This window comes from Streptomyces sp. NPDC055506, from assembly GCF_053643595.1.
Genome location: NZ_JBSHKH010000279.1, coordinates 1 through 2,019, shown reverse-complemented (window position 1 = coordinate 2,019; position 2,019 = coordinate 1). Strand labels below are relative to the sequence as shown.

Sequence of the window (2,019 nt, the reverse complement as noted above, 5' to 3'; positions counted from 1 at the left end):
GGATCCGCCCCCTTCCACCGGACGTCAGTCCTTCTCCTCCTCGGAGTCCTCGGAGGAGTTCCCGCCGTCGCTCTCGTCGCTCTCGTCATCGGTCATGACGTCGACGAACTCCACCCCGTCCAGCTCTGCGAGCCGGTCCGACGCGTCCGTGCTGCCGTCCCGGTCGGCCTCCACGGCCTTCGCGAACCACTCCCGCGCCTCGCTCTCCCGCCCGGCGGCGAGCAGCGCGTCGGCATACGCGTACCGCAGCCGCGCGGTCCACGGCTGCACGGAGTTGGCGGCCAGCTCGGGGCTCTGCAGCGTCACGATGGCCGCGTCCAGCTGCCCCATGTCGCGCCGCGCACCGGCGGCAACGAGCCGCATCTCGACCTGTCCGGCCTTGTCGAGCTTGTGCACCTCGGGGGCGCCGGCCATGTCGAGCGCCTTCTCCGGCCGCCCGAGCCCACGCTCGCAGTCGGCCATCACGGGCCACAGATCGATGTTCCCGGTCATCCGCTTGGCGGCCCGGAACTCGGCCAGCGCCTCGCCGTACTTCTGGTTGGCGTACGCGGCGAAACCGGCGGCCTCCCGCACGGCGGCGACACGCGACGCCAGCCGCAGCGCGATCCTCGAGTAGTTGTACGCGCCCTCGGGGTCCTCGTCGAGAAGCCGCGCGACCATCACCAGGTTCCTGGCGACATCGTCCGCGAGCGTCTTCGGCAGGCTCAGCAGTTCCTGCCGTACGTCCTTGTCGATCTCCTCGCCCGTGACGTCCTCGGGGATCGGCAGCCGCTTGATCGGCTCCCTGTCCCGCTCGCGCTCCTCACGGAACCGGCCGGCACCACGCCGGTCGTCGCGCCGGTCATCGCGCCCACGGAAACCACCACGGTCACCGCCCTCGCTCCGGAACCCGGGACGATCGCGATCGTCCCGCCGGGGCCCACGCCCACCACGGTCGTCACGCCCACGGAAGCCGCCGCGCTCGCCGCGGTCACTACGGGCACCGCGCTGGTCGTCACGCCGGAACTCACCACGCTCGCCCCGAGGAGCGTCGTCGCGCCGGAAGCCGCCACGCCCGCCTCGACCGGCGTCGTCCCGACGGAAACCGCCGCGCTCCCCGCGGTCGTCCCCACGGCGCTCGTCCCGACGGTCGTCACGCCTGTCGTCCCGACGATCATCGCGCCGGTCATCGCGGCGATCGTCCCGGCGGAAGCCGCCGCGGTCGTCACGCCGGAAACCTCGGTCGCGGTCATCCCCACGGAAGTTACGGTCCCGGTTGTCGCGACGCTCGCCACGGTCATCGCGCCGCTGGAACCCTCCGCGGTCACCATCGCGACGGTCGTCACGCCTGTCGTCCCGACGGTCATCGCGCCGGTCATCGCGGCGGAACCCACCGCGCGGTCCACGGTCGTCTCCGCGACGGACATCGCCTCGACGGTCGTCGCGCCGGCCGTAGCCACCACCGCGGTTGTCGTCACGACCACGGCTGTCGTCGCGACGGTCGTCACGCCGGTCGTCACGCCGGAAGCCACCACGGTCCCGGTCGTCGCGTCGCTCTCCACGGTCGTCACGACGGAAGGAGGGGCGGTCACCGCGGTCGTCCCGCCGGAACCCGCCTCGGTCACGGTCGTCCCTGCGCGGTCCCCGATCACGGTCGTCGCGCCGGCCGAACCCACCACCACGGTTGTCGTCACGACCACGGCCGTCGTCACGCCGGAAGCCACCACGCTCACCACGGTCGGAACGATCGCCTCGATCACCGCGATCGCTTCGCTCGCCGTCACGACGCCCGTAGCCACCACGGTCGTTGTCGCGGCGGAAGCCCCCACGGTCTCCACGGTCCCCGCGCTGACCGCCACGGTCGCTCCGGTCCCCCTCCCGTCGCCGCTGGTCGCGCTCCGGTCGGTCGTCGGGAGAGTTGGTGGACATGGTGACTCCTGTCTTCGGTACCGCAAGTCATTCTCGCGCAGCCGGGTGCCCAGCGCGCACTGCAAAAACAAAAAAGGACCCTTGGTCCCAGCTGAACGCTGGGACCAAGGG

General features: G+C 71.9%; 2 protein-coding genes. Both read right to left on the bottom strand.

The genetic code is table 11. From position 1 onward, the window contains the following. Positions 1–24 precede the first annotated feature (24 nt). The gene (locus ACWIF2_RS40585; protein WP_454366711.1) at positions 25–768 is read right to left on the bottom strand and encodes a tetratricopeptide repeat protein; all 744 of its coding nucleotides are present in this window, start codon (positions 766–768) and stop codon (positions 25–27) included. Continuing rightward, on the bottom strand, positions 705–2,019 hold a 1,315-nt coding region (locus ACWIF2_RS40580), incomplete at its 5' end, for a hypothetical protein (protein WP_454366710.1). The genes ACWIF2_RS40580 and ACWIF2_RS40585, both read right to left, overlap by 64 nt.